The sequence below is a fragment of the Streptococcus suis genome (assembly GCF_002964575.1).
GTDB classification, from domain to species: domain Bacteria; phylum Bacillota; class Bacilli; order Lactobacillales; family Streptococcaceae; genus Streptococcus; species Streptococcus suis_R.
Window position 1 is genome coordinate 1 of sequence record NZ_POQQ01000087.1, and the last position, 5,898, is coordinate 5,898.

Consider the following 5,898-nt stretch of genomic DNA (forward strand, 5'->3'; position numbering starts at 1 on the left):
TATCTTTCTCAAATCCATTCTGCTCCGTTCTTCGTGAATAATTCTTAAACGAGTAGACAACCCCATCTGGTTTTATCCACTGGTCAGAATCTTCTAGGTAAGTCCAGTTTTCAGGATTGGCATCACTCTTCTTATAGCTTTTCTTCTGCTCTTTCTGATATGTTCCGTAGGGAATCAGAGGTGTTTTCTCCAGGTCATCAAGGATAAAGCTGTAATTTTCTTCACTTCCATAACCTGCATCCGCGACAATGTGTTGAAAGAGTTCTAAGGTTTGGATGGATTGAAGAAAGGGCTTGAGTGTACGAGTGTCAGTTGGATTCGGAAACAGTCCGTAAGCCAAGGCAAACTGGTTGTTTGTACCAAGTTGAAGGTTGTAACCGGGTTTGAGCTGACCATTTTTCATACTCGCTCTTTTATTTCAAGGCTCGTGAAGAAACAGTCTCTCCCCAGACTGTTTCTTTCCTCTTACTATGTGACTTTTAGTCTGTCACGCTCCGTAAGGTGCGTGACAAATAAACCACCCGCTATGCGGGTGCGGGACGAAGGTTATACCAAAAAAACTCCAAACGCGATACAATAAAGGTGTTCAAGCCTATTGTAAAGCGAGAGGAGAAAAGTATGGCACAAAAGGCACATAGTTTATCACATACAAAGTGGTTGTGTTCTACCACATCGTCTTCACACCTAAGTATAGACGAAAAATCATCTATAATCAATATCGAAGTAGTTTGGGAGAAATATTCCGACGATTGTGTAGTTATAAAGGCGTAGAAATTATCGAAGGACATCTGATGCCGGACCATGTTCATATGTTAGTCAGTATTCCTCCGAGATTAAGTGTATCAAGTTTTATGGGGTATTTAAAAGGTAAGAGTGCTCTTATGATGTTTGATAAACACGCCAATCTCTCTATAAATTTGGCAATCGCCATTTCTGGGCAGAGAGCTTCAACAATTTGGGGAATTGTTGAAGAATGTAAGTTGGACTTAATGAAGCCACAATTAAGAAATATATACAAGAACAGGAAAAACATGATATAGCACTTGATAAGTTAAGTGTAAAAGAGTATGAAGATCCCTTTAGGGATAATGGCAAGTAGTACGAATGGGAGTGGGAAAGAACTCGACTGGTCTAAAAAAGAGTTCGTTTTCCCACCCCCGCACAGTTGATTAGGTCAGATTTGGAGTGTGAAACACGAACAAATCTGCCAATCAACCACTGCGCTGAGATGTTGACACGAACTCTGAGTAGTGGAGCTGGGCTTTTTGCCCAGTCTCATTAGTCAAGTAATTATAGCACTAACCTGAACGAAGTTCAGCGAACGTCTTTAGACGTCGCTGGAGAGAAACGGCTTATAGCCCTTGTTCAAACCACCCGTTTGACGGGTGGTCATGATTTATTTGCATCACTTAACTTGTATTCATTTCGAGATAGTAAAAATTTGTAATACATGTGGGAGTTTACTTTCAATGAACCGATTCAGTTTTTTTATCAACTTTTTTATAGCATGCTATCTTCTGTGTCATTTTGAATGAATCCTTACTCTCATCAGGGAAAGTAAATTCAAATCTTTTATCGTATTTTGCATAAGCTATTGTAGTTAATTTCTAAACTACTCATCATGCATATTACACGACCACTACTTTTCAATCGTCATACTCTTAATGTCTTTTAAGAAATTCATGGAAATATCAAAATTCACTCTAGCAGATGTGCCATGATTACAATCGGGCGAAACGATTTACAATTAGCAAGTCTTTTTGGACATGTTAAAAAGAATAAAGAATTTTATAACTTACTTTTTGAAAGAAATCTGCTCCACCTCATCATTCCATATTTAAAAATCATCCTAGTACCACAGGACCTAGAAAATAACTATGCGACTTACCTTGAAGCGTTTTCCCTCTACGGCATATTTGGCTGGATGCAAGAGTGGATAAGACTGGGCATGTAAGAATCTGCTGAAGAATTGGAAACTTGGTTGAGAATGCGTGAGATCTGATAGCGTTGATAACAATTATTTAACGATTTGAAACAATTCAAACGATTACAGAGGTACAGGCAAAGATTCCAATTTGACAAATAATAGCAAACACTAGTTATTAAACTAAACAGTTATTGAAAACACCCCCCTTGAAACCAAGCGATTTCAAGGGGGGTTAATCATTTATTTGTATCAATCACTTCTACTATTTTCGAATAGTAGAAATTTGTAATACAAGAGAGGTTTTTCCTTTCTAGGGGGTGCAAAGTCCTCAAAGGGTATGCAATCTTTGTCTCACTTCTTTTAGATAAAAATCGCATACTTTCAATTTTTCAACAGAATGATCTAGCAAATGAGGACAATTTGATAATAATCCATGAAGTCTTCGTTTTCTGAAGCTGATAGCAGATATTCCCCAATGATTTCCTTCACTACATAACCTTTATTCCCAATTTCTGACTTTAAAGTCTCAATGTTTGATTGCTGGTCCTTTCGACTAATCTTCAAAACACCTTTAAATAGCGTGTCGTACTCACCTTGTTCCCAAATTTTCCCTTCAGAAACTTGGTTGGTAAATTGTCCAAACTGAAATTGATTTTGTGTGACATTGAGGTATACCCCATGTATATGAGGGTTTTCTAAATATTTTGCGACGGTTTCGCCATCATCAAAATAATCTGCCCTCAAAAATTTATAGGTAATAGGTAGTTCATCAATCTCCTCAATTGAAAATTCCTTTCCTAGTCGTTCAATCATTAACTGCCTGTCTTCCAACTTATTTTTAATAGCCTCTAAGTTCTTCATCTTATATTCGATAGATTGTAGTTGTGTTTGATTTAATTGGGATAGCTCTGACAAATTCCAGCTTTCCCGATGTTTTAACTGTTTAACGGGAAAATCTAGTAAACGGTACAGATGAACATCAAAGATAGACAATAAATCCTCCTTTGAAAACTGCCGATATTCATTGACGTCATTTCTCTGTAAAGATAACAAACCTTCTTTTTCCCAATACCGAAGCGTTGCACTAGGAATTCCTAGCAATTCTGAAGCCTGCTTAATTGATAACATGTAAATCTCCTCAAATTTCACCCTTGACCTTAAAGTTACTTTAAGGTTTATACTCTTATTATAACTTATTAAAAGGAAGTGAACAATGTTATTCAAAAAATTTAAATCAGCAGTTATACCAGCTATGATTTCCTTCTTTCTATCTGGCATCTATGTCAGCATTGACGGACTGCTTGTAGGTAATGCTGTAGGTGATTTAGGATTAGCTGCTATCAATATCGCATGGCCTTTAGTTGCCATCATTTTAGCCCTTGGCACAGGACTAGGGATGGGTGGTTCAATTCACATGTCTCTCAATCGAGGAAGGGGCAATATTGAAAAAGCAGAAAGCTTTCAAGGAAACACGCTTGTCCTATTGATTATTGCTAGCCTTGTGACAACAATAACCTTATATTTGGGTTCAGAGCCGTTGCTTAGCCTACTTGGTGCCCGAGATCAAGTTCTGACGATTGCTTCTGAGTATGTGAAAATTTTGGCCTTTGGTAGTATTTTTCAAATTGCTGGTCAAGGGGCTAATCCTTTATTAAGAAATCAGGGAAAAGCTTGGACAGCGATGGCACTGATGATTCTCAACTTCTTGCTTGATACTAGTCTCAGTTTGCTCTTCACTTTAGTGCTTAATTATGGTGTGAAGGGTGCTGCAATCGCAAGTGTGCTAGGTCAAGGATTAGCTTTTATCCCAATTTTATATTTGCTATTTACTAAAAATAACAGAATCCCCCTTCAAGCGTATGTTTTGAAAAAATCTCATATCAAATCTATTATTTCTGCTGGACTTTCGCCGTTTGCCTTATCTTTCATTCCAGCATTGACGATTTTGATGATCAATCTTCAAGCAGCTAAAATAGGTGGAACAACAGCTGTTGCAAGCTTTGCCGTTCTGGGATATATCTTATCAGTTGGACAGTTATTGCTACAAGGAATTAGTGACGGTGCACAACCTCTTCTTTCTTATGAGTATGGTGCTGGAAATATAAAAAATGCTTCACAAATCAAAAAAATGACTTATATCACTGCAGTTAGTCTAGCATTTTTGATTTGGATTTTAGCAAGTTTTGCAAGAGATATCATTCCAACACTATTCAATACCTCAGCAGAATCAGCAAGTATTTTACATCTGGCTATCCCGATTTTTCTATCTGCTCTGCCATTTTACGCTATCACGCGAGTGACGACCGCTCTTGCTTACGCTCAAAACAATTTGGTTAAATCAAACATCATGGTTTATGGAGAAGTCCTTATCGTTCTGCCGGTGCTGACAATCCTATTACCTCAGCTCTTTGGATTGATGGGCGTTTGGCTAGTTCTTCCACTTACACAGTTTTTCTTAGTCGGATTGGCTTTCATGTTGAATAAAATTGTGCGAAAGAAATCTCAAAACTAAAAAAATCCCTTGAAACTAATTGATTTCAAGGGATTTTACTCGTTATGTGACTTCTAGTCCGTCACGCTCCGTAAGGTGCGTGACAAATAAACCACCCGCTATGCGGGTGCGGGACGAAGGTTATACCAAAAAAACTCTAAACGCGATACAATAAAGGTGTTCAAGCCTATTGTAAAGCGAGAGGAGAAAAGTATGGCACAAAAGGCACATAGTTTATCACATACAAAGTGGTTGTGTTCTACCACATCGTCTTCACACCTAAGTATAGACGAAAAATCATCTATAATCAATATCGAAGTAGTTTGGGAGAAATATTCCGACGTTTGTGTAGTTATAAAGGCGTAGAAATTATCGAAGGTCATCTGATGCCAGACCATGTTCACATGTTAGTCAGTATTCCTCCGAGGTTAAGTGTATCCAGTTTTATGGGCTATTTAAAAGGCAAGAGTGCTCTTATGATGTTTGATAAACACGCCAATCTCTCTATAAATTTGGCAATCGCCATTTCTGGGCAGAGAGCTTCAACAATTTGGGGAATTGTTGAAGAATGTAAGTTGGACTTAATGAAGCCACAATTAAGAAATATATACAAGAACAGGAAAAACATGATATAGCACTTGATAAGTTAAGTGTAAAAGAGTATGAAGATCCCTTTAGGGATAATGGCAAGTAGTACGAATGCCTCTTTAAGAGGCTAGTGACGAGTCAAAAGCAGTGAGGCTTGAACAAAGTGAAAGCCAGCGTCTTTAGGCGCTGGCTGGTGATGTGGGCTTATAGCCCTTGTTCAAACCACCCGTTTGACGGGTGGTCATGATTTCATTCTCATGAATGTAGCGTCGGGATCTGTTTTTGAGTAGGAGTTTCGCTCTTGTAAAATCTGTTTATCTCGTTCGTACTTCTGTTTCCGAACAAGACAATCTTCTTTCAACTTTCTCTTGAGTTTCTTAATTCTTCTTCGTTTCTGTCTGTTGGCTGATCCACCTTTAATGGATTTAGGCTCTTGTGAGATAGCTTCTTCCACCTCATCCAATACTTGTTCTGTCTCATGGAGGAGTTGTTTGAGTCCCTCGCTAGTGAGGCATTCTTCCTTGGACAAGGCAGTATTCACCCCTTCTTGAACTAGCTTGTCATAAAGGGCAGAAATGTTTCCGTTCAAGGCATCTTCATAGCGTTCAACGGCCTTTCTCCATGTGAAAGAATATTTGTTGGCATCAGCTTCTACCTTAGTCCCGTCAATGAAGAGAGCCTCATCTTCAATCATCCCATTCTCTCTGAGGAGGAGAGTGAAGTAGATGAAGGCAGATTTGATGAGCTGATTGGCGTGTGTGCTAGCCCGAAAACTGTTTATGGTCCGATAACAGACATAGGTATCCTGACTCAGCCATTTCATAGGAATGACTTCTTCATTCATTTGAACGATTTTTCGACCAGAGAATACCTGGCGAGCATAGGCGTATGT

Annotated in this window: 3 protein-coding genes and 4 pseudogenes; 4 read left to right on the forward strand and 3 right to left on the reverse strand. The window is 38.6% G+C overall.

The window, feature by feature from the left end; all coding sequences use genetic code 11:
• A pseudogene (locus C1E58_RS10860) lies at window positions 1-415 on the reverse strand (transposase); the annotation flags it as partial.
• A gap of 203 nt (window positions 416-618) precedes the next feature.
• Here C1E58_RS10860 and tnpA (C1E58_RS10865) point away from each other — a divergent pair.
• Together tnpA (C1E58_RS10865) and C1E58_RS10870 are read left to right on the forward strand one after the other, a co-directional pair.
• Window positions 619-1,099, forward strand: a pseudogene (gene tnpA / locus C1E58_RS10865) (IS200/IS605 family transposase).
• Window positions 1,100-1,717: 618 nt separating this feature from the next.
• Window positions 1,718-1,954, forward strand: a complete 237-nt coding sequence (locus C1E58_RS10870) for a hypothetical protein (RefSeq protein ID WP_105116752.1) — start codon at window positions 1,718-1,720, stop codon at window positions 1,952-1,954.
• A 375-nt stretch (window positions 1,955-2,329) separates the two neighbouring features.
• On the opposite strand, the gene C1E58_RS10875 is transcribed toward C1E58_RS10870, so the two are convergent.
• Complete coding sequence (locus C1E58_RS10875) at window positions 2,330-3,055, reverse strand: MerR family transcriptional regulator (protein ID WP_161942767.1); 726 nt, start codon at window positions 3,053-3,055, stop codon at window positions 2,330-2,332.
• An 85-nt stretch (window positions 3,056-3,140) separates the two neighbouring features.
• On the opposite strand from C1E58_RS10875, the gene C1E58_RS10880 reads away from it, so the two are divergent.
• Together C1E58_RS10880 and tnpA (C1E58_RS10885) are read left to right on the forward strand one after the other, a co-directional pair.
• Window positions 3,141-4,439: an MATE family efflux transporter gene (locus tag C1E58_RS10880; protein WP_105116754.1), complete on the forward strand. Its 1,299-nt coding sequence runs from the start codon at window positions 3,141-3,143 to the stop codon at window positions 4,437-4,439.
• A 192-nt stretch (window positions 4,440-4,631) separates the two neighbouring features.
• Window positions 4,632-5,112: pseudogene (tnpA, locus tag C1E58_RS10885) on the forward strand (IS200/IS605 family transposase).
• A gap of 104 nt (window positions 5,113-5,216) precedes the next feature.
• Here the strand turns inward: tnpA (C1E58_RS10885) and C1E58_RS10895 are convergent.
• A pseudogene (locus tag C1E58_RS10895) lies at window positions 5,217-5,898 on the reverse strand (transposase); the annotation flags it as partial.